Here is a 20,494-nt window from a genome sequence, read left to right as displayed (position 1 = left end):
CATATCCCCCGATATTCTACCCGAAATTAATAGGGATAAATCCACTTTTTTGTGCAAATTTAATATAATTTATGTATTTGATTGCCTATTGGGCCATTAAATTCATTTTTCAGAGGAAATTAGTGCTGATATACAAAACGTTCCATGCGAAAGGCACTCTTTTATATTGAAAAAAATTTTTATGTGCGCATACCGCTTTTTTATGTGCAGAAGGCTGATTTTTAGCCAAATTTCCAATCTGCTAACTAAATATACTCCTGAAACAGGAAGGAACTAAATTCTTACACAGAATGGCCTCTCTGCAGAACCTTCCTGCTGAAATGACGCTTCATTATAATCCCATACAGGGATGCCAATACCTGCTGAAAGAGCATGCCAATGACTACAGGAACGGCAACTGGAGCGGGGAAATAAGTGACTGCCAGGACAGAGCCAACGCTGATATTCCTCATGCCGCCATTAAACGTTACAGCCACAGTTGTGCCCTGATCGTATTTCAGTACATTTGCGATGATGAAAGCGATCAGATAGCCCATAAATGCCACACAAAATACAGTGATCCCGATGAGGATCAATTTAAGATTGACCTCCTTCAGATACGGGGCAACAACAGCTCCATTCAGCATGACCACAATGGCCATTCCTAGCTTAGAAAAAGGAGATAGACGGCTGCTTAAGCCTGCAGCGCTATTTCCTGCGAATTGATTGAAGAGCATGCCAAGAAAAGAAGGCAGAACAATCATGCCGAATAATCCAGCCATCATCGGCACAACATCGATCTGTACAGATTTCTGGAAAAATATCGACAATGTCAGCGGAACAATAAATGGTGACAAAAAGGTATCTACCAGAATGATGGACAAGGTCAGCGGAATATTGCCGCGATAAATGGAAACCCAGATGAAGCTCGATATGCCGGTCGGAATGGCCATAGCCAATACCAGCCCGGTAATAGTTAATGAATCATCACCAAACGCAAGTTTACCTGTGCTCCATGCAAAGAGAGGCATCAAAATATGAAGCAGAAACAATATGAGGAAAAGCGGCTTTGGATGATGAAGGATTTCTTTTAAACTGCTAAAACTGGAGTTCAGACTTCCTGAAAACGTCATAAACGCAAAAACCCAAGGGATGATAAAAGCAAAATCCTTAATATAACCAGCGAGCATAACACCTAGAACCACGCTTATTGGAGTAATCAATGGCATCATTTTCTCCAGTTGTTTATTGATTTGAATCAGCACACTGAGTACTCTCCTTTTCCGAATAATTGTTTACCTAACTAATTATTTTATCATAATCTGGCTGGTTATATATCAAAATAGTAAAAAAGAGCCAAAACTCGGCTCTTTTGATTATCTCCGTTTTTCTGGCATATATTTCAGCCATTTTCCCAGCCTCCAGCTGTTTACTCCAAACCCTGCAAGCGCAATGGCTGCGATGCCTGCGGATAATTGCATGATCAGCATTTCTTCTAAATAAATGCCAAAGCCAGACCCAGTTAAACCTAGCATGAATAGCTGAAAAATATCAGGACGCTGTACTTTAATGGCGACAATTGAGCCGTCCTGGAGAGCGCCTTTATATACCTCCCCAATCGATGCTGATGCAATGGCTTCTTTTTCAATCGCCACCACCTTTTTAGAGAGTTCACTCCCCCACTCTTCGTTTAAAATCGTCTGGATTTCTCTCCATTCCGATGGCGGCACCTTATCCGTAAGGCCTTGAAGCTCCTGGATGAAAGCTTTTGGAAGCAAATCAGAACGAATGCTGATGAACTGACCAATCTTAATCAGCAGCCCTTCCAATTCAAAAAGTGTTGTCCGGAATCTTTTCCCGATGCCAGACCATAATTTTTCCCATTCTGCTTCTGATTTGCGGGTCCATTTATACCAGTAAATTTGAAATATAATGTGAAGTGCCATAGAAAGCAATTTGTACATACGGAGCAATTTACTTCTCGCCTTCATTTCCATCATCTTCTTCCCTAGAAAAATATACTGTCTTATTCTGTATTACAGGCTGAATACCCTTTTCTTTTTATACGTTATCATGTTTAAAAGGTTTCATGACATAAAAAACAGCCCGTCCTTACACAAAGGACAAGCTGCCTGCTTGATTCTGCTGAATATACTGATGAGTTATGTTAACAATCTTTTCTTTATCATTGTCCATGGATGCCACATGATAGGAGTTATAGAGCGATATAGCTTTCTTTTTCACGGAGCCAATCTTCTCCAAAATAAAATCTGTACACTCTGCAGGCACCACATGATCTTCTACCGACTTAAAGCCTAATACAGGTGTTTTAATGGATGGTAATAAGTCTGGTGTTCTTTCCATGATTTTCTGCAATTCGAAGATGGAGGGAACCGGAACTTTCCCGTACGTAATTTCCTCTACATCCTCTTTTTTAATATCTGGTGCACCTTCATCAAGGTATCTGGGATTTGTTTTCCCCTTTAAATATTCATAACATGGAACCCGGAGAGCGGCATTTATTAACACAATACCTGCAATTTCCGGATATTTATTAGCCAGCCAAAGTGTCAATGCGCCACCCATCGATTGACCTGCAGCATAAACAGATGTGCATCTGTCTTTTAGAAATTGATAACCCTTTTCTGCTTCAGCAAACCAATCCTCATGAGTGGTTCTTTCAATATCTTTATAATGTGTGCCGTGGCCTTTTAGCCTTGGCGCAAGGACTGTATAGCCAAGCTTGGCAAATGACTCCCCCAAAAACCGCACGCTCTGGGGAGTACCAAGAAAACCATGTGTGATCAGGATCCCGATCTCATTGCCTTCATAGTAGAATGATTCTGCACCGTCCAAAACAGGATAACGTTCATTCATCCAATTGTTCCTCCCTCAGAATTAATTATTCACATTATATAACCAACTATTCCGACCTGTCAACTAGTATTTAAACAGAAAAAGGACCGTCCATAACATATATGGAGCGGTTAGACTAAAGATAGTATTAACCCACAGATAAGGGTGGCGTAACATGCACCAAAGATAATAGCCCTTACATTAGAGCTTCGTGTATACCCTGTGAAGTCTGCAGGTGATTGAGCACCATCCACCTTCCTGCTGTGAATGACCATGCTGATATTGGTCATGACTAGATTGCCGATAGTCAGAAAAAATAAAAACATCGGTTCACGGGTTAGAAGAATATTGGATTTAAAGCGATTCCCAGGAAAAGCAAATTGACTCGTAAGTGTACATATTACCTCCTAAAAAAACCTTTTATACCATTATTTTACATATAATAAAAGAAGAATTCTATCTAAACATAACCTAACCCCATAAGAATATATTTACGGCACATTCTTAAAATTAGACATTGACTTATTAATGTGAGTATTTGTATAAAGATAATATGAGTCTGAATTAGAAACGGGGAGATCAAAATTCAAGCACGACCCTACTTTAAGTATAGTGTGACAGCTGCTTTGATGCTGCTGGGCTACGGAATTTATTATACTGTATCAGTTGTTTTGTTCTTCTTTGCGATAGGTGCACTTCTGCTTCCTATTGGCGTATTCGGCTTTCCAATCTTAATATATATTGTTTGGAAAAGGATACTGAAACATTCAGAAAATAAGATTTTAAAAATATCATTCTTGCTGGGTACCTATATGCTTTTTATTTTTATTACATATATGTTAGACGGTATCAGCTGGAATGAAGGCGGCAATTTGGCCATTTATCTTTCCTGGCTTGGCATTGAGGTTAAATGAAATGTTTCATGTGAAGCTGCCCCCGTTACCTTTTCGGGGGTTTTTTCATCTTAATTTTCCCCCTAATTTCTTAATCTGGCAGGAAAAAGCTTAATACTCTTTCCTCAATCTTATTGTAAACTATATTATCTATCACGTTGACAAACCTCTGTGTTAACCATAAAATAAAAACAGTTAACCTATTAATCTGAATTGGAGAGGTATTATGAAAGTTAAAGAGATGACATACGTGGCTTTATTTGCAGCAGTAATGGGAGCACTCGGGCTTGTTCCGCCAATCATGCTATCTTTTACACCCGTTCCAATTACCTTACAGACACTCGGTGTCCTTTTGGCCGGCGGTATTTTAGGTGCCAGACTTGGCGGAATCAGCATGGCAGTGTTTTTACTCTTAGTTGCTGCCGGTGCTCCTTTATTATCGGGCGGACGCGGCGGCATAGGTGTTTTCTTCGGTCCCAGCGCCGGCTATTTAATTGCTTACCCGGTAACAGCATTTTTGATCGGCTATTTACTTTCACACTTCAAAACTTTAAAGTTAATGAATATCCTTCTCATAAACCTGACTGTCGGAATATTCCTAATCTATCTGTTTGGCATTCCAGTACAGGCCTTTATGATGGATATTCCACTGGCAGAAGCAATTAAATTAAGCCTGGTTTATATCCCGGGAGATGTATTGAAAGCGACTCTTGCCTCATTCCTGGTATACAGACTGCTTAAGCATCCGATTATTAATAAGCAATTCTCTAAATCTCTGGAGACACTTTAAGGTGTCTCCTTTTCCATAAGGAGAGGAACAGCCCGTTGTCGAATATTACAGCAAATATCAAAAAATTCGCCGAAGAATCTCCGAATAAAGCCGCAATCATTTCGAAAAGCCAAACTTTAAGCTATAAAGAATGGAGCTCTCTTCTCTGCAAAACAGCTAACTGGCTTCATTCTTTACCTGTAGCCAATAAAACGGCAGCAATCCTGCTGCCAAATGGAATTCCTTTTCTGCAATTATTCACAGGGGCCTCCATGGCTGGATGGAAAGCTGCACCCTTCGACTTAAAATGGACAGCCGAAGAACTTAGCCAGCGAATTGAAATATCCAATCCTACTATCGTGATTACAGGTAAAGAATACTATGATCAGATTTCCCGCCTGCACCCTTTCGTGCTTACCTGGGAGGATGCCATGGAAGAAATCAGCACTCAGAGCACTTCGTTTCACACCGATTCAGAAAATAACCGCCCATTTTATATGGGGTTTACTTCAGGAACGACCGGCAGCCCAAAAGCTTTTATCCGTTCCCATAAATCCTGGGCGGCCAGCTTCAAGGTTAATGAGCATGATTTCAAAATGAATGAAAAGGAACATGTCCTGATTCCAGGGGCACTCATCCACTCTCACTTTTTGTATGGGGCGGTAAGTACCCTGTGTACAGGAGGAACAGTATATCTGCTCGATAAATTCAATGCAGCCCTTGCCCTCTTTTATATTGAAGAGCGGCCAATCTCAGCACTTTATACGGTTCCCACTATGGTGTCAGCTATATTAAAAGAAAAGAGAATCATAGAGAAGCCTGTCAAAATTATTTCTTCAGGAGCAAAATGGGACGAAGCATCAAAACAAGAAATCAGCAAAATGTTTCCTAAGCTTTCGATGATTGAGTTTTATGGAGCCAGTGAGTTAAGTTATATCACCTTTCATGGGAATGAGCAGAAGGCAGAATCAGTCGGGAAGCCTTGCCATGGAGTTGAAATCGAAATCAGAGGTACAAAGGGTGAAAAGCTCGCTCCCTATGAAATCGGGAAAATATATGTCAGGAGCGATCTTATTTTCGATGGTTACCTATTAAATGACAAAATACATACGATACAGGATCAAGATGGATGGGCAACTGTTGATGATATGGGCTATGTTGATGATGAAGGATACCTATTTATCAGCGGGCGGGAGAAAAACATGATTTTATATGGTGCCATAAATATCTTCCCGGAGGAAATTGAAAAAGTGATCAGCCAGCACCCTGCTGTTGAGGAGGCTGCTGTGATTGGAATGAAGGATCCATATTGGGGCCAAATAGCAGTAGCGATTATTAAAGGCAAAACAGATGCCCTGGAGTTAAAACGTTTATGCAAAAATCATCTGGCCTCCTACAAAATCCCGCGCAAATGGATCTTCACTGAAGAAATGCCTTACACAGCCGGCGGAAAAATTGCCAGAGCCCAGCTGAAGGATTCCATCGAAAGAAAGGTGATCAGCCATTAAGAGAGCCGTGATTGTAAAAGCAAAAAGAACGCCAATTGGAAAAGTAAATGGCATGCTGAAGGACTTCGAGCCTTTTAAACTTGCTGCCCCGTTGCTAAATTATCTGGCTGAAGGCCTGGAAGAAAAAATTGATGATGTCATTTTGGGCAATGTCGTGGGACCTGGCGGAAATGTAGCCCGCTTGTCTGCATTGGAAGCAGGACTCCCTCTGTCCGTTCCGGGTTTAACCCTGGACAGGCAATGCAGTGCGGGTCTTGAAGCCATTCGGCTGGCATGCTATCTTATCCAGGGAGGTGCGGGTACTTGTTATATAGCAGGTGGTACGGAAAGTGCCAGCACTTCCCCATTTTCCAAAAGAGCCCGCTTCTCCCCCGACAAAATTGGAGACCCGGATATGGGTGCAGCAGCGGAAAATGCAGCCCAGAAATACAGCATATCAAGGGAAAGTCAGGATGCATATGCGCAATTAAGCTATGAACGGAGCTGGAAAGCTTTTGAAAATGGAATCCTGGCAGACGAGCTGATTCCATTTGGAAACCATTCACATGATGAAGAATTTTTCAAAAAAAGAAAAATGGATACTCTTTTAAAACGTGCCAAGCCAATATTTAAAAAGGATGGAACAGTTACAGCAGCTAATAGCTGCGGCATCCATGACGGGGCATCTGCTGTGCTGGTGATGGAGGAAGAAACAGCAATTAATTATGGATACAGGCCCATCCTTCGATTTGCCGATAGTGAAGTATCCGGTGTACATCCCAACTATCCGGGCATTGCCCCTGTTCCGGCAATCCAAGCTATACTGGAAAGAAATTATTTAACAATCGACGATATCGATTTATTCGAAATTAATGAAGCATTCGCTTCAAAAATTACAGCTTGCACCAATGAGCTTTCCATTCCATATGAAAAACTGAACGTCAACGGAGGGGCTTTAACAATTGGCCACCCATATGGAGCCTCAGGTGCTGTGATGGCAACAAAGTTATTTTATGAAGTGCAGAGAAGACGTTCCTGCAAATATGTACTAGCTGCCATTGGAAGCGGAGGCGGCGTCGGTGCTGCTATTTTGTTTGAGGCCTTTTAATGAAAGCTTGAAGGATAGCCCGGAAAAATATAATTCCAGGTTATTTTTCGGCTTGAAATTTGGCAGGATCCGACGTATTAGCACATTTTTATCACTTGCTAGCATATTGCTATCCGACGAATATCAAACGATATCACAATAATAACCAACCTTTTTCTCTTTTTTTACAAAATTTGCAGCTTATTCAGCTGCCTGAATGATTACATATGCCCCATGAATCGCACCAATGATTTCCAGCCATCCCCCTGCTGCCAGAAGCAGTCTTTTTTGTATGCTCATTTCATCTTCTATAAGAATTCCTATAGCGCCGAGGATTGCCGATGCCGAAATTAATGAGTAACCCCGAGTGTCGAGATTGCTGAGCATATTGTTTTCACTGTTTTCAACTCCTGCAGCTTCCAATGCTGCACCCATGGATTGAATAGTACTGCCAAGTGAATTAAAGCCTGACACAGAAACAGATGGATTTTGAATTTCGATTATTGTTTGCAGCCGTGTTGATGGAATTGCCGCCTGCCTAAAGCTTCCGATTAATCCATATAATTATCTGTGTCATTTCCTTCAGCTAGAAGAAGTCTCCTGACTCTCCTCTTGAAGCTGGCCAATTAGTGATAAAACAGAACCAACTGCCTGTATCCAGCTTCCTGCGGCAATAATATTATTTGCACTATTTCCCGATTCTCCCCTCTCTTTTTCCCTGAGATTTATAGTCCCCCCAATTGCCTGCAGGGAATTGCCAATCGCCTGAAGCAGGTTGCCGTATATATTAAAAAGCTGACCTGCTGCAGTGGGATCTTCAAATTCGTCTCCAAGTGCTGCGGCCCCGCCAAGCGCCTGAATCCAGTTCCCTGCAATCACTAATTTATCTTCATTTTCTTCCTCTAAATCTAAAGTTAATCCAGCAATGACTGTAATGTTTCCAATAGCCTGTATCTCATTGCCGGCCCTTTCGAGAGACGGTTCACCCCGACCTTCTGCTTCGAGGGCACTTCCGGTTGCCTGGAGGCTATTCCCCACAATATCAAGGCCATCAAATAGTTTTTCCATTTTTTTTGACTTTGCGGGTATGGTTGAGACAGCTGAAATGATCGTACCAATGGCAGCTAAAGCGGCTCCGATGATCTCTTTTAGTTGATTGTCCATAACATACTCCTTAGCTGACGTATGATAAATTATATTCAATAACTAGCTAATGGGTACGAAGTTATGGATTGACGAGCGGCAGTACCAGCGTCGGAGTATAAAGAAGCCAACTCTATAGTGGATATGCATCAAAGCAGCGAACCATAGATCTTCGATTTTTCAGGATCTGATGTTGAAAGACGAATGGTCACCTGATTGCCTAGTTGATGATTCTGCCCAGGGAATGTATCGCTAAACATAAGTTCGTTCTCCCCAACCTTTACAGTTGCATGCATAATGCGGTTCTTTGCTACTAAACGGAACAAATACTCGCAATCTTTTTTAAAAAAACGGGTCTATTTTTATCCCTAAGTCTATATTTTATAGAAATGGTGCAGGAACTTGTACCACATTCCATAGACAAAGGTGAGATGAAAATGTTTACGGTGTATTATCTTGATGGGAAAAATGTTTTATTAAATCAGCTTCGTAAAAGTGTTCCAAATGAAGGAGAAGAGGTCAGAATTAAAGGGCGCAAAGGCAAAGTAACCAGTGTAATGGCAGTAGAGGAAAGTAAAATTCATGTACAGGTAGAGCTTGAAAGTGTAAACAAAGCGAAGCTTGCAGCAGAGGATGATAAAAAGAAAAAGAAGAAGCGATGAGAAAAACCCGCACCTTGTCTGCGGGTTTTTCCTGTTAATGCAGGCTTGCTCTGATCTCCTGCATTTTTTTCCTGACCAGAGGATAAAAGTTATTCTTAGCGCTAGCAGTAGAATTCCCGCCAAAAAATTCAGTCCCGGGACAGGTTTTTACGGCATGCCCATGGCTGTTATCCAGCACCCTTTCACCTGAGTTTATATCCCACCAATGGTGATAGGTGATGCTGTCAATGGATGGCGCCAGGCCATATTTCAGCATCAGGAGAGCTGTAACGGTCACAATCGTATCTTTTTGTTCAGCAGTCATTTGATTGGAGTCAAAATCACCAAGATTTTCGATCGCTATCGCATCTGCTTCGATCTTGTGCATGACTTCTTTATTCTGCAGGCCGAATGATCCTTCAGGAGCTACATCAAACGGCCTTCCCACAGCCACTTTTCCATCAGGGAAAGTAGTCAGCTGCTGGCTGATCATGCTCCACTTCATCCCGCCTACATGATACTCCTCCATCCCCTTCATGAGCGCAAAATGATTTGTACCATTGAACTGTTTATATGATGGCTGATAGGTGTGATGCTGCTGAACCTTGGCCACTTTTCTCGTGAATTTCTGATTGAAAATCCAATCCCGAAACTCCTCTCTGGTCATGAGGACAAACTTACCATCCATTACTAATTTCTTTGGAATAATTTTCAATTTCTGCCCGGCATTTATAGCATTGGAGGATAGTCCATTTGCTGTCTTAATAATCGGGACACTTGAATCATATTTTTCTGCCAGCTTCCAGAGTGTATCTCCGGGTGCCACTTTGTACATAATCGGGACACGCAGCTTTTGCCCGACCAAAAGCCTGTCTGACTGCAGGCCGTTAAATAGTTTTAAGTCCGCGGCTGTTGATCCATATTTTTTTGCAATCAATGTCAGGGTATCCCCCTTCTTTACATCATAAATATTGCGGGGATTGTTTTCGGCATGTGCACCGCTCCAATTCAATTGCCAGAACACTGCGAGACTGAGGAAAAGAAAAATGCATTTTTTCATACTCAATGTCCTTTCCATTCGATTTTTATTATTTTTGTATAACTAAAGAAAATTATCCTCTCTTTTTGGCATGATAAAGAAATCTGCAGGGTATTTTCTAAAGCAGGGAAAACGAATAAAGAAATGTAAGGTGTGGATCAGCATGAAAAGTCAATACTTCTCAGAAATCTGTGTACCGATTCAAACTCCATATGGATTTAATCCAGCAGAAAAAGAACAATTTGATTTTACCTTCGACCGCAAAGACCGCTTTATTGATTACCGGATTGAAAAAGATGGGAAGGATTATAATATCAGCCTGGATGACAATGGGCAGTGGTATTTTTTCACTTCATTCGTATGCGATTCACTTGATGAGCTTAAGCTTTCCAGACAGATTTTCAGGCCGCCTTATTTGGAAAATGAGGAATTGCGTTTAGTGGATTTAATGGAGAATGCCGATATCAAGCCTCTTTATGAGGGTCATGACAAAGCGTACGGACATGCACTTGCTCTTACAGATAACCTGTCATCTGTCCCAGCATCCCGGCAGGCAAGGCTTGCTAATTATGATGGCTCTGATGACCCCACAATAATAAAACGGATCCATTACATTCAAAATGAATATAACGGAGAGATCACCCGGTTTATTGCCGGCTTTGAAACCCGTTCTTTTGCAACCTATACGGAAAATGAATACTACGCCAGGGAAATTCACCTGCCGAATAATGCTAGAACATATTTGAAACTGTTTGTTTACTTTTCAAGATATGGCATTCTTCCTTCACAGCAGATGATGCCGCGGTTCCTGGCGAATTTGTGGGCGTCTGCACAGAGTTTGAATACAGCAGCCAATCCTGCCCTTTACAAACAGCAAGCCATAGACTAAGGAAGGGATTTCATTTTTCGGCAATAAAAGCCATGATGCGACCTTTAAACGCAAGAAAAGTCTAATCCTGCGCTTTCCCGAGAAATATGAAAAGCGGAAGCGCCTTGCCCACCCCCGACAAGCACAAGCCGAGCCTCACAGGAAGGCGTTCTTTGCCTTTTTGGGAGGATTGGCTTGTGACCTCGAGGGGGTAGGCGCTGGAGCTAGACAGTTATTGCAGTTTAAAACTTTAACAAAATACAAATGAAAAGCGGGGAATATTTCCCCGCTCAATTGCCGTCTGTTATTTCTTTCAATATTTCATAAGAACGTTTTTGTTTTTCTTCATCATAAATATAAGAAACCGCCATGATTTCGTCCACATTATACATACTCTGGAACTGCTCCAGCTGCCCTTTGACTGTTTCTTTGCTGCCCATCAAGGTGACTCTCGACATCCCCTCAGCCGCTTCCTTCTCCATTGGGTTCCAGATAGAGTCCAGATCCTCGACCGGAGGACTCAATTTCATGGAAGTTCCTCTGACAACATTCAGGAAAAACTGTTTCATCGTGGTTGACAGGAATTCAGCTTCCTCATCCGTTTCTGCAGCAATGACATTTAAGCAGATCATCATATATGGCTTATCCAGATATTGTGAAGGCTTAAAGTTGGCACGGTAGATCCGGATGGCGTCCTCCATCCACCTTGGAGCAAAGTGTGAAGCAAACACATATGGAAGCCCCAGCTCAGCAGCTAAATACGCTGAATCTGTCGAAGAACCAAGAATATAAATAGGAATGTTCGTCTCAACCCCCGGGTGTGCTTTTACATAACTCTGCTCCTCTAAAGGGCCAAAGTATGTCAGCAGCTGCTTCACATCCTCAGGAAATGTATAAACAGAATCATTTTTTGAACGGCGAAGCGCATTAGCCGTCATCATATCCGTGCCAGGTGCCCTGCCGAGACCCAAGTCGACCCGATCCGGATAAATGGTTGCCATGGTGCCGAATTGCTCGGCAACCACTAATGGCGCATGGTTCGGCAGCATTATTCCGCCGGAGCCTATGCGAATCGTTTTAGTATGCTCCAATGCATGTTTTATTAAAATAGCCGTGGCAGAACTTACCAGTGTCGGGGTGTTATGGTGCTCCGCTATCCAATAGCGTTTGTAGCCCATCTCCTCTGTTGCCTGAGCCAGATCAACAAGATCTTCGATGGCCTGCCTGCTGTCCTTCCCCTCCCGTATCGGGGCAAGGTTTAAAACAGAAACAGGTATTTGTATATTGGTCATTTTATAATCTCCTTCATGAAGAATTGACTTTATTTTAACAACCGAAATAAATTTAGGAAAATATAATGCTTAGTGTGGGCAAAATTACAGCGGAGAATTTATTAAAATTTGAAATGGCAGTGGTTATGAGCGATTTTTGTTTTTTATGAGCGAAAATTTAATTTTATGAGCGATTTTCTTTGGATTATGAGCGAAAAACTTATTTTATGAGCGATTTCCTTCGGTTTATGAGCGAATACCAAATTTCCTCAAAGAAATCATGTCCTGCCGCACACAGGCCTAAGCAAGAAAAAACCAGCCCCTGCAAAAGGGACTGGCTCTCAGCTCACTCTTAATGGTTCTTCATTTTCGGCAGAAACACTGGTTTTTGCCGGTTTTTTCTTACTCAAAGCCAGCAGCAGAATCATGCCAAAGATACAGGCAGTACCAGCACATTGATATAGTCCGAATGGTTCGTTCAGCCAGATAACCGTAGTAAATACAGCGGCTAGCGGCTCGAGGCTGCTTAAAAGACTGGTTTCCGTTGGAGACAGCGTTTGGAGACTTTCAATATAGAACCAGAAGGCAAGCATCGTTCCAAAAATAATAACGAAGACCAAGTAAAGGAAACCTTCAGCCGTTAAGCTGCCAAAATCCATTTGCCATGGGGGATGGATGAAACTCAATGCAAATCCGCCAATCACCATCGCCCAGCCAACCACGACAAGGGAATCATATTCCTTGAGCAGCGGGACGGCATACAACGTATAAAACGCCAGTGCCACACCGGACAGAACTCCCCATACAATCGCAGGTGATGGTACGGACAGCTGAGAAACAGAACCATTTGTCAATAGAAGAAAGCACCCCGCTAAAGCAAGGGACACGGTCACCAAATCCTGTCTTGTAAACACCGTTTGCTTACGCAGGACCAGATAAATGATAATCATAGCTGGTGCCAGATATTGAAGCAGCGTGGCAACAGCCGCATTGCCATGATGAATGGAAGCCATATAGGTGTACTGTACGGCCAGCATTCCCGCCAGGCCAAAGATCAAAAGCATGGTAGCTGCTTTTTTATTTTTCCACACTCCAAACACCTGTGAGCGATCTTTCAGTAAAAATTGAACGGCCAAAAGAAGAACACCTGCGACCAGAAGCCGGGCTGTGACAAGCCAATCAACAGAGATTCCAAATTCCTGAAATAACTTTTGGGCAACTGTTCCGCCAACTCCCCAGAATGAAGCCCCAAAAATAACAAGCAATAAACCCGTACTCCTTGAACGTCCTTTCATGTTGATTCCACCTTAAATATAATAATAGTGTTATAATAAACCAAATTCTGTGATAAAAATAGCTGGATATCATAAAAAAGTATAACAATATTGAGGTGGCTTTTTTGCAGATTAAAGACTTTAAAGTGGATGAACGCCTGAAGGAATTAACGAGCCACAGGACGGTGGTGATGCCTGTCGCCTGCTACGAAACGAAGATTGCAGATAATATCCAAGGCAAAATCCCTTTGCACTGGCATGAGGAGATTCAATTTATCCTTTCAGTAAAAGGCGAAGCTATTGTCCAAATCAATGAGGAAAAACTGGCAGTTAAAGAAGGTGAAGGCATTTTCATTAATAGCGGCTGTCTCCATTCGGCCGAGGACTTAAACGGAGATTGTGTTTATATTTGTTTAAATGTCTCCCCTCATTTCCTGCTTCCCCAGGAATTATACAGCAGTTATATTTATCCATATATATCAGCAACAAATCTTCCATACATCATCCTGAACCGCAGCGAGGATTGGGGAAAAAGCATATTAGAAAGCATCATAGAAATCAAGAAATTAATTAATGACAATCCTCCATTTTACGAGATTAACATAACCAGTCTGCTGACATTCATTTGGCAGCAGTTAATCAGGAACGGATTTCAATTGGAATACAGCCAGACTGAAGTTGAAAAGCATATGCGGATGAAGGCAATGCTGAATTGGATTCATCAGCATTTCGCTGAAAAAGTCACCCTAAGTGATATTGCCAAAGCCGGCAGACTGAGCAATTCTGAATGCTGCAGATACTTTAAAAAGATTCTCAGGACGACACCCATTAATTACCTGATTCAGCACCGCCTGCAAAAAAGCCTCCCCCTGCTCCAGGAGCCGGGCTCGAATGTAACTGAGGTTGCGTATAAAGTAGGCTTTAACAGCAGCAGTTATTTTATTGAAAAATTCCGTAATGCGATGTATATGACACCTTTGGCGTTTAAAAAGAAGCAGAATTGAGTGCAGCATATTAGGAAATAGCCATAGATTGTCTGTACATTTCCTGGCCATGGGATGAAATGCAGGTGTTTTTTTCTACGGCACGGCAGTCTACGGTGAGAAAATACTCTGTCAGGCTTCCCTGAAAAACAACATAGAAATCTTCCATTTCCAGAAATTCATTCGGCATAATAAGCTCAGGCGGTTTAGTAAATTGGACAATATCACATTTCTCTAAGACAGTTGCAACAAATTGAGAGCAGAAAAAAGCATTAGTTCTTGAGAGTTGTTTATTAAACATGATGGCAAAAAGGCCAAGGAGATTATAGGAGTAGTCCTGTTTTTTAGATTCTATCTTATTTATGAGTTCTTTAAGCTTGTTGTGCTGTTCAACTGTAACTGAACAGCTTATGATGGTACATCTCGAGCTGCTAAATAGTTCTCCTCTGATATTTTCTTGAACAAAACCGCCTATGAATGGATTTTTCGCCGTTTTCCTGCCAAAGCTGTACACTTATTTTAATTCAGGATCAAGTGAGATAGAAGCATGGTTATACGGCTTTTTTGTGTAAAGCTTAATAAGCCGCGTAAATAACGTTCCGGTGTCCGTAAGGAGTATATAGATTTTTTGATTAGACATAACGTATCTCCTTATCAAAAATATGATTATATTTTTATAATAAAGATACACGGTCTTTAGATTAAGAAGCCTACGCTGTATATGTTTATAAGACTTGAGGCTTAAGGTTATTAATTCTTATACATAGCTCTTCTCGATAAAAAAATATATAGATGTAGGAAAATGAAGTGAATCCCTAGAACTTTAATGCAATGAGTATGAATATGGAGGATGAGTATATTGGAACAGACAATTTTTGACCATATGGAAAAAGTACGGGGCATTACAGAAAAATCGATCAAACGGATTCCTGAAGAAATGGCTGATATCATTCCAGAAGGGTTTAACAATAGTATCCGCTGGAACTTCGGGCATATTGCATTTGTCCAGGAAAAGCTTGTCTTTGGAATATCTGGTGAAAACATGAATGTCCCGATGAACTATGAACGGTTATTTGGCGCTGGAACTAAGCCTGCCGATTGGACCGAAGCACCGCCTTCCTTCAAGGAAATTGCATCCGTCTTAACCGAACAAAAACCCAGAATAAAGACATTTCTTCATGGGCGTATGGATCAAAAACTGCCAAGTCCCTTTACAAACCGCGGCGGCATTACCTTCTACACAACCGGAGAAGCTTTTTTATTCGGCTTTTACCATGAAGCCATTCATATGGAGACTATTAAACAGATTTATCGTTCTATTATAAATAAAGGCTAAATTGTTTCAAAAACTACTCCTGCCTGTTGTTTGCAGATGTTTCTAGTTCGGACTCTATCTGTCTCTTTTCAGCTTTCAGTGTACAAAGTTGTCCCGGGTTCTGACTCAGGTCTACTATTTCCGGCTTTCTGTGTCCGAACTTGGCCGAGGTTCTGACTCAATTCCACGGGTTCCCCCTTCCTGTGTCCGAAGTTGACCCAGGGTTCCGACTCAAATCCATGGGTTCCGCCTTTCTGTGTCCGAACTTGCACCGGGTTCTGACTCAGTTCCACGGGTTCCGCCTTTCTGTGTCCCAAGTTGACCAGGATTCTGACACAAATCCATGGGTTCCCTCTTTCTGTGTCCGAAGTTGCACAGGATTCCGAATCAGACGGCCTCTTTTCTGTTTTCTTTGCTGTCAAAGCCTAATTTTATGCAAGAAAAAAAGGCATGCCCCACAGGACATACCTCAATCTCATTCCGGCATATTCAATCGCGGAAAAAAGTTATAAACCATAAAAACACCGAATAAACCAAAGAATAATGCACCGAAGACTGAACCCTCCACCAGGGCTGCAATTCCAAATGCGATGGCAATCAAACCAACCCATGCGGCAAATGAAGAAATGGTGTAATGATAAATACCGCCGATAAATGTCAGCGTCCTGCCCAGGAATTGTCCTTCGCTTCCAGCTCTCTTAACTTCGATAAGCGTTAAAATAAAGCTCCAAAGCAGCAGCAAAGGTATCCCCCATAAAAATATAAACCCGAATACTTCCATGCTTCTCCTCCAAAAAATTTACTCCATAAACCTCATTAAATCCCCATGCACAATATCATCAGAAAAGCCGAGCTCTTTCCTGGAGATATCCATTAAAGGTTCACAGCCTGTAATATCCGCTTCTTCTTCCGATTTACTATCGAAGCATTTACCGGCTTTGTACAAATAGTCTTTCGCTATGAAACTTCCATCCCGGAAGGTAACGGGATGATCGGGATCTCTTGTAAACAGGTTCTGCCCGAAGCTGAAATTTTCATCAGCACTTATGCCGAGCAGATGAAGAATCGTTGCCCTGATATCGATTTCCCCGCCAAGGTTCAAGAACGTTTTGCCCTCCACCCCTGGCACATGGATAATCAGCGGCACACTCTGCAGCTGCATGCGGTTCACAATCGTATCTCCCTGTCCCAGCAGTTCAAGCACACCATGCTCATATTTGTCCGAGATGCCATAATGGTCGCCGTACAATACGAACATCGTATTTTCATAAAGTCCCTTCTTTTTTAAGTCCTCGAAGAAGGTTTTAATGGCTTCATCCTGGTATCTGACGGTTGTGACATAGCGATTGACCACCATTTCACTCGTGCTTGCCTCAGGGATAAACTGATCTTCCTCTTCCAGCAAAAACGGGAAATGGTTTGTTAATGTGATAAACCTTGCGTAGAAAGGCTTTTGCAGGTTATCCAGATGCTGAATGGATTGCTGGAAAAATGGGATATCCTTAATCCCGTAATTCACAGAGTTCTCATCCGTCACCAGATAATCAGCTTTTGAAAAATAACGACTATACCCTAAAGAATCATACATGGCCTCCCGATTCCAGAACGAAGCGTCATTCCCGTGGAAAACAGCTGTGTAATAGTCCTTCTCAGCTAAAATATGCGGCAGGCTCCGATAAGCGTTTTCCGTTTTCCTGACAAATGCTGAGCCGCTGGACAAAGGATAAAGGCCTGTATCAACCATGAATTCCGAGTCCGATGTTTTGCCCTGTGCTGTCTGATCATAGACCCGGCTGAAATAAAAACTGTCTTCAATCAGTGAATTCAGGAAAGGCGTTATTTCCTGCCCATTCACCTTCTGATTGATCACAAAATTCTGTGTGGACTCCATGCTGATCAGAACGACATTCATTCCTTTTGCGGCACCAAAGTAATCTGAGGGCTTATCTTCATGTGATTGGACATACTTAGCAGAAGCCTGAGCATCCGTTGCACTGGCAAATGCGCGGTTGAGCGGGTTTGCTGCAGCGATGCCGATATCATAAAGATGATATTGATACAAGCCAATGTGCTTGACAAGCTGCTGTCGATTATAGGATTCCGAAAATAAATGAGGCACTTTCACCATGCCAAGAGTGATGGTTATCAGCACAAACATCAGACTGACAGCCCCATAGAGCCTTTTTGAATTAATTGTAATCTGCTCACCCGCTGATTTCCTTTTTAAATAGAAAAGCCAAAAAACAGCCAGATCAGCCAATAACAGAAGATCCCACGGGCTGATCAATTCAAAAGTACTCGGTCCAATCCCTCCGACATTTTTAAACTGAAAAAGGATCGGAACGGTAACAAAATCGGTATAGAAACGATAATAAAGAAGGTCCCCAAAAAGAATGCCGGTCAGAACTGCCATCGCTGCAAAAATAGCCCCCGGTTTGACCTCTTTCTTAAAATAATAAGGAATTCCAAGAATGACCATTATGGCCCCAATCGGGCTTAATAGCATAAATAAAATATCAGTCCAGTTCTCCGGGTGCAAATTGAATCCTATAAAAGATACAGCAGCCGTCTTGATCCAGATAAGTATGACGGCAGCCCAAATGGGTGGAAGCTTTTTAAATAACTTCATAATCATACCGCTTTTCATAGTGTTTTTCGAAAATACATGCCATCATTTCAATAGAAGCCATGACCTTCTCTTCTTCCTGTGCCCCCATCAGAGCCGCCTGAACCCAATTTCTTTCAAGCAGGTACCCGCTTTCATAGCTTAGAAGAGTTCCTTTCTGTTTGCATAAGTCGCCAAATTCCCTGCTGGAAATGCCCTCCGGCAAATGGACAGTAAGGATGCCTGGCGAATAATCGTTCCCGCCAAGAACGGAAAAACCCCTGTCTGCAAGCCTTTCCCTTACTTTTAAAGACAATCTGTTTATCTTCTCATAATCTATCAGCTTTATACTCTCTTTTAATGCGTAGACCAGATTGGAAGAATGGGTATATGGAATGCTCTCATTGTCCTCATACATCTTTAAATCCAGGTATCTGGGAACACTGCTGTTCCCTTTTATTCTATCTCTATGGAATACAATCGCAAGTCCCGGGTACGAGCCAAATCCTTTTCCGCTGACGGAGGATGCCATATAAATATCTTTTAGATTAAGCGGAACGATTCCGGCTGTACTGCATGCATCCACGCAAAGCTCGGCACCATGCTTCGCACATAGCTCCTGAATTCTGCTTATATCGAATAAATACCCGGTTGAGGTTTCACAATGGACGGTCCAGACCCAGTTTATAGAAGGATTTTCTGTAAGCATGTATGCAATTTCCTCATACAGGATCGGTTCATTCCAGTCTTTTTCAATCGTCTGAAAAGATAGTTGAAATCTTCTGGCATGATCAATGAGTCGATAGCCAAATTCACCATTGGCGAGTATCAGCCCATTCCCCTCCATGTTTTTCAGCTGGGCAGCGACAAGGTCGTTAGAAAGTGTTCCCGTCCCGACAATAACTTGTGCATAAGAGGCACCTGTCATCCTGCATAAGTGAGAACGCAGCTCCTTCAAGTCCTCAATGAAGTCATGATTACGATGTGATACGGCTTCTTTAGCAAAAGCGTTTTTCACATTATCATGAATAGGGACTGGGCCCGGCAAAAACGAGTGCTGCCCGGACTCCTCTGAGCTTCTTGCCATTAAGCGTTTAAAGGCTTTTGTGGAACGTTCGAAATTCTCTTTTGTTAAGTACATGGGCTGAAAATGGGCGCCCTCCTCTCCTGTCAGAGGACCAAAAGGCAAAAAGCCAATCCGCTTATACAATTTCAGCTGCCTGACCGTCCCAGAGATCAGCGCCATCGTATAATTTTTTTCAAGGCAAAGCTCCACAAGCTTTTCACAAAGCTGATAAAAAACACGGGTGCTGCGGTATTCCTTTTTGACTGACAGCAGGCGTACCTCGCAACATTCCCCCTTTACAGGCAAGTAGTCTTCGAGATTAGGAAGTTTGTAATCAAGCGAAAATGGCCTTTTCGCGCGAATGGCGATCATTCCTGCCACTTCCTCACCAGCCTTGGCAATCACATATGTATTTTCTTCATGAAATTTATCGATTAGGAGCTGATTTTCATTTTGCTTATGCTGTGGAATTTCTTCCACAAATGTCTGATAGTTCAGCTGATGAATTTGTTCAAATTCATCATGATCAACTGCGATTTTGCAGATAATATTCATTGTTTACCTCCTATGCTTAGGCACGATGAAATTTGAATGGGAAATTAGGACAATGATAAGCATCAGCAGCAGTCCTGCCGCAATAATGAATGAATTCCCAATCACCCAGGCTATTATGGGAATTGAAGCCATCGAGATAAAACCCGATAATGTATACTTCCGAAATGATGCAAACATGATTCCCATTGTGATGGCCATGATTGCTATCGTCAGCGGCTCCAGATACAGTGCAGAAGCCAGATAGACAACCACTCCTTTTCCGCCATGTAACCCCAGCTGAATTGGAAAAAGATGGCCCAGGAGCACGCAAAGAGCGCTAAGTATGAATACACCTTCCCCCTCAAACAAGAGTCCAGTCACATATAAAGCTCCCCATGTCTTTCCCGCATCAACTGCTATGGTCAGCAAAAACCCAGTCTTCCCGAATGCTCTTCCGGCATTGGTAGCCCCGGCATTCCCGCTCCCTATATACCTTATATCCTCTTTAGCCAAATATTTAACCACATAATAAGCTCCGGTTATGCTGCCCAATGCGTAAGAAAAGGCCATAACGATCAGAGCGGACCAGACATCTTCGATCATAAAACCTATCCCGCCTTCTACTAATTAAACGATCAAAAAGGGTAAAAAGTTTCATATACTTACAAATTTACAATCTAACTT

General features: G+C 42.2%; 22 protein-coding genes and 1 pseudogene. 8 read left to right on the top strand and 15 right to left on the bottom strand.

Features of this window, described 5'->3' with window-relative positions; translation table 11 throughout:
* Positions 1-281 precede the first annotated feature (281 nt).
* The 3 genes from BFI01S_RS03415 to BFI01S_RS03405 form a co-directional block, all read right to left on the bottom strand.
* A complete protein-coding gene (locus tag BFI01S_RS03415) occupies positions 282-1,244 on the bottom strand; it encodes a bile acid:sodium symporter family protein (protein WP_061791344.1) in 963 nt (320 codons plus the stop codon).
* A gap of 111 nt (positions 1,245-1,355) precedes the next feature.
* Entirely contained in the window at positions 1,356-1,970 is a 615-nt protein-coding gene (locus tag BFI01S_RS03410; protein WP_235831085.1) for an AarF/UbiB family protein, read from the bottom strand.
* Between the two features lie 121 nt (positions 1,971-2,091).
* A complete protein-coding gene (locus tag BFI01S_RS03405; protein ID WP_061791343.1) occupies positions 2,092-2,856 on the bottom strand; it encodes an alpha/beta hydrolase in 765 nt (254 codons plus the stop codon).
* A 593-nt stretch (positions 2,857-3,449) separates the two neighbouring features.
* Here BFI01S_RS03405 and BFI01S_RS03400 point away from each other — a divergent pair.
* The 4 genes from BFI01S_RS03400 (at position 3,450) to BFI01S_RS03385 (ending at position 7,092) form a co-directional block, all read left to right on the top strand.
* Positions 3,450-3,749, top strand: a complete 300-nt coding sequence (locus tag BFI01S_RS03400) for a hypothetical protein (protein ID WP_142753061.1) — start codon at positions 3,450-3,452, stop codon at positions 3,747-3,749.
* A 205-nt stretch (positions 3,750-3,954) separates the two neighbouring features.
* Complete coding sequence (locus BFI01S_RS03395; protein WP_061791341.1) at positions 3,955-4,518, top strand: biotin transporter BioY; 564 nt, start codon at positions 3,955-3,957, stop codon at positions 4,516-4,518.
* Between the two features lie 35 nt (positions 4,519-4,553).
* Positions 4,554-6,005 (top strand): AMP-binding protein, encoded by a 1,452-nt coding sequence (locus BFI01S_RS03390; RefSeq protein WP_061791340.1) that lies wholly within the window; start codon positions 4,554-4,556, stop codon positions 6,003-6,005.
* A complete protein-coding gene (locus BFI01S_RS03385; RefSeq protein ID WP_061791339.1) occupies positions 6,001-7,092 on the top strand; it encodes an acetyl-CoA C-acyltransferase in 1,092 nt (363 codons plus the stop codon). The genes BFI01S_RS03390 and BFI01S_RS03385 overlap by 5 nt, the downstream gene beginning before the upstream one ends.
* A gap of 180 nt (positions 7,093-7,272) precedes the next feature.
* Here the strand turns inward: BFI01S_RS03385 and BFI01S_RS03380 are convergent, their stop codons facing one another.
* From BFI01S_RS03380 to BFI01S_RS22860, 3 genes and pseudogenes are all read right to left on the bottom strand, one after another.
* Positions 7,273-7,545, bottom strand: a complete 273-nt coding sequence (locus tag BFI01S_RS03380) for a DUF6944 family repetitive protein (protein WP_159345144.1) — start codon at positions 7,543-7,545, stop codon at positions 7,273-7,275.
* 108 nt (positions 7,546-7,653) lie between these two features.
* Complete coding sequence (locus tag BFI01S_RS03375; RefSeq protein WP_061791337.1) at positions 7,654-8,235, bottom strand: DUF6944 family repetitive protein; 582 nt, start codon at positions 8,233-8,235, stop codon at positions 7,654-7,656.
* A gap of 134 nt (positions 8,236-8,369) precedes the next feature.
* Positions 8,370-8,525 (bottom strand): annotated as a pseudogene (locus tag BFI01S_RS22860) (VOC family protein); the annotation flags it as partial.
* Positions 8,526-8,651: 126 nt separating this feature from the next.
* On the opposite strand from BFI01S_RS22860, the gene BFI01S_RS03370 reads away from it, so the two are divergent.
* Positions 8,652-8,876 (top strand): hypothetical protein, encoded by a 225-nt coding sequence (locus BFI01S_RS03370; RefSeq protein ID WP_061791336.1) that lies wholly within the window; start codon positions 8,652-8,654, stop codon positions 8,874-8,876.
* A gap of 34 nt (positions 8,877-8,910) precedes the next feature.
* Here the strand turns inward: BFI01S_RS03370 and BFI01S_RS03365 are convergent, their stop codons facing one another.
* Positions 8,911-9,792, bottom strand: a complete 882-nt coding sequence (locus tag BFI01S_RS03365; RefSeq protein WP_061791347.1) for a LysM peptidoglycan-binding domain-containing protein — start codon at positions 9,790-9,792, stop codon at positions 8,911-8,913.
* A 265-nt stretch (positions 9,793-10,057) separates the two neighbouring features.
* Here BFI01S_RS03365 and BFI01S_RS22220 point away from each other — a divergent pair, with 265 nt between their 5' ends.
* The gene (locus BFI01S_RS22220) at positions 10,058-10,783 is read left to right on the top strand and encodes a hypothetical protein (protein WP_206700494.1); all 726 of its coding nucleotides are present in this window, start codon (positions 10,058-10,060) and stop codon (positions 10,781-10,783) included.
* 269 nt (positions 10,784-11,052) lie between these two features.
* Here the strand turns inward: BFI01S_RS22220 and BFI01S_RS03355 are convergent, their stop codons facing one another.
* Both BFI01S_RS03355 and BFI01S_RS03350 read right to left on the bottom strand, forming a co-directional pair.
* Positions 11,053-12,054 carry an LLM class flavin-dependent oxidoreductase gene (locus BFI01S_RS03355; RefSeq protein WP_061791335.1) on the bottom strand — a complete coding sequence of 334 codons (1,002 nt, stop codon included), beginning with the start codon at positions 12,052-12,054 and terminating at the stop codon, positions 11,053-11,055.
* A gap of 320 nt (positions 12,055-12,374) precedes the next feature.
* On the bottom strand, positions 12,375-13,328 hold the full coding sequence (locus tag BFI01S_RS03350; protein ID WP_061791334.1) for a DMT family transporter: 954 nt from the start codon (positions 13,326-13,328) through the stop codon (positions 12,375-12,377).
* A 104-nt stretch (positions 13,329-13,432) separates the two neighbouring features.
* On the opposite strand from BFI01S_RS03350, the gene BFI01S_RS03345 reads away from it, so the two are divergent.
* A complete protein-coding gene (locus BFI01S_RS03345) occupies positions 13,433-14,311 on the top strand; it encodes an AraC family transcriptional regulator (RefSeq protein ID WP_061791333.1) in 879 nt (292 codons plus the stop codon).
* A gap of 10 nt (positions 14,312-14,321) precedes the next feature.
* Here BFI01S_RS03345 and BFI01S_RS03340 read toward each other — a convergent pair whose 3' ends face one another.
* Entirely contained in the window at positions 14,322-14,804 is a 483-nt protein-coding gene (locus tag BFI01S_RS03340; RefSeq protein WP_235831084.1) for a hypothetical protein, read from the bottom strand.
* On the bottom strand, positions 14,805-14,930 hold the full coding sequence (locus BFI01S_RS24295; protein WP_268875309.1) for a hypothetical protein: 126 nt from the start codon (positions 14,928-14,930) through the stop codon (positions 14,805-14,807). It abuts the gene before it with no gap.
* A gap of 219 nt (positions 14,931-15,149) precedes the next feature.
* Here BFI01S_RS24295 and BFI01S_RS03335 point away from each other — a divergent pair, with 219 nt between their 5' ends.
* A complete protein-coding gene (locus tag BFI01S_RS03335) occupies positions 15,150-15,626 on the top strand; it encodes a DinB family protein (RefSeq protein ID WP_061791332.1) in 477 nt (158 codons plus the stop codon).
* Between the two features lie 454 nt (positions 15,627-16,080).
* On the opposite strand, the gene BFI01S_RS03325 is transcribed toward BFI01S_RS03335, so the two are convergent.
* Genes BFI01S_RS03325 through BFI01S_RS03310 form a run of 4 tightly spaced genes read right to left on the bottom strand, consistent with a single transcriptional unit; the run spans position 16,081 to position 20,413 of the window.
* Positions 16,081-16,386, bottom strand: coding sequence for a hypothetical protein (locus tag BFI01S_RS03325; protein WP_061791330.1), 306 nt, complete (start codon positions 16,384-16,386; stop codon positions 16,081-16,083).
* Between the two features lie 18 nt (positions 16,387-16,404).
* Positions 16,405-18,234 carry an LTA synthase family protein gene (locus BFI01S_RS03320; protein ID WP_061791329.1) on the bottom strand — a complete coding sequence of 610 codons (1,830 nt, stop codon included), beginning with the start codon at positions 18,232-18,234 and terminating at the stop codon, positions 16,405-16,407.
* Positions 18,221-19,831 (bottom strand): aminotransferase class V-fold PLP-dependent enzyme, encoded by a 1,611-nt coding sequence (locus tag BFI01S_RS03315; protein WP_061791328.1) that lies wholly within the window; start codon positions 19,829-19,831, stop codon positions 18,221-18,223. The genes BFI01S_RS03320 and BFI01S_RS03315 overlap by 14 nt, the downstream gene beginning before the upstream one ends.
* A 3-nt stretch (positions 19,832-19,834) precedes the next feature.
* Positions 19,835-20,413, bottom strand: a complete 579-nt coding sequence (locus BFI01S_RS03310; RefSeq protein ID WP_061791327.1) for a glycerol-3-phosphate acyltransferase — start codon at positions 20,411-20,413, stop codon at positions 19,835-19,837.
* Between the last annotated feature and the right edge of the window lie 81 nt (positions 20,414-20,494).

This window comes from Cytobacillus firmus NBRC 15306, assembly GCF_001591465.1.
In the GTDB taxonomy this organism is placed as follows: domain Bacteria; phylum Bacillota; class Bacilli; order Bacillales; family Cytobacillaceae; genus Cytobacillus; species Cytobacillus firmus.
The sequence above is the reverse complement of the archived record's forward strand: the minus strand, read 5'-3'. Positions and strand labels throughout refer to the sequence as shown.

Bases quoted from the DNA above. Each gene is read 5' to 3' on its own strand.
- BFI01S_RS03310 (WP_061791327.1), bottom strand. From the start codon at position 20,413: ATGATCGAAGATGTCTGGTCCGCTCTGATCGTTATGGCCTTTTCTTAC.
- BFI01S_RS03325 (WP_061791330.1), bottom strand. From the start codon at position 16,386: ATGGAAGTATTCGGGTTTATATTTTTATGGGGGATACCTTTGCTGCTG.
- BFI01S_RS03350 (WP_061791334.1), bottom strand. From the start codon at position 13,328: ATGAAAGGACGTTCAAGGAGTACGGGTTTATTGCTTGTTATTTTTGGG.
- BFI01S_RS03410 (WP_235831085.1), bottom strand. From the start codon at position 1,970: ATGAAGGCGAGAAGTAAATTGCTCCGTATGTACAAATTGCTTTCTATG.
- BFI01S_RS03355 (WP_061791335.1), bottom strand. From the start codon at position 12,054: ATGACCAATATACAAATACCTGTTTCTGTTTTAAACCTTGCCCCGATA.
- BFI01S_RS03375 (WP_061791337.1), bottom strand. From the start codon at position 8,235: ATGGACAATCAACTAAAAGAGATCATCGGAGCCGCTTTAGCTGCCATT.
- BFI01S_RS22220 (WP_206700494.1), top strand. From the start codon at position 10,058: ATGAAAAGTCAATACTTCTCAGAAATCTGTGTACCGATTCAAACTCCA.
- BFI01S_RS03405 (WP_061791343.1), bottom strand. From the start codon at position 2,856: ATGAATGAACGTTATCCTGTTTTGGACGGTGCAGAATCATTCTACTAT.
- BFI01S_RS03370 (WP_061791336.1), top strand. From the start codon at position 8,652: ATGTTTACGGTGTATTATCTTGATGGGAAAAATGTTTTATTAAATCAG.
- BFI01S_RS24295 (WP_268875309.1), bottom strand. From the start codon at position 14,930: ATGTCTAATCAAAAAATCTATATACTCCTTACGGACACCGGAACGTTA.
- BFI01S_RS03320 (WP_061791329.1), bottom strand. From the start codon at position 18,234: ATGAAGTTATTTAAAAAGCTTCCACCCATTTGGGCTGCCGTCATACTT.
- BFI01S_RS03395 (WP_061791341.1), top strand. From the start codon at position 3,955: ATGAAAGTTAAAGAGATGACATACGTGGCTTTATTTGCAGCAGTAATG.
- BFI01S_RS03315 (WP_061791328.1), bottom strand. From the start codon at position 19,831: ATGAATATTATCTGCAAAATCGCAGTTGATCATGATGAATTTGAACAA.